The 344-nt window shown below is 47.1% G+C and carries 1 protein-coding gene; it reads left to right on the forward strand.

Going from position 1 to position 344, the window contains the following annotated elements; translation table 11 throughout:
* Nucleotides 1-344: mucin-binding protein (locus tag C1G57_RS11195; protein ID WP_161941163.1), on the forward strand; the 344-nt coding region annotated here is incomplete at both ends.

Raw genomic sequence — 344 nt, forward strand, 5'->3', positions numbered from 1 at the left:
CAAGTCTTCGACACAGATAAGGCTACGGACCAACCATTTGAAGTCGTCGTAAGAGAAAAAGTAGTAACCGTCACCCCAGAAGATCCTAAGAATCCAGGTACTGAGGTGGACCCAGATAATCCAGCCGGACCAGAATGGCCAGATGGCTTGAAGGAAAGTGACCTCAATCAAACCGTCACACGAGTTATCAAGTACCAATACGAAGATGGCTCAGAAGCTCAGCCAGATGTTGTTGAAACGCTGACCTACAAACGTACTGCGACCGTTAACCTAGTGACTAAAGAAGTGACTTATGGTGACTGGACCTCAACTGATGATGACTTCGACAAAGTAGACACACCAGC

Source organism: Streptococcus suis (genome assembly GCF_002960425.1).
In the GTDB taxonomy this organism is placed as follows: domain Bacteria; phylum Bacillota; class Bacilli; order Lactobacillales; family Streptococcaceae; genus Streptococcus; species Streptococcus suis_S.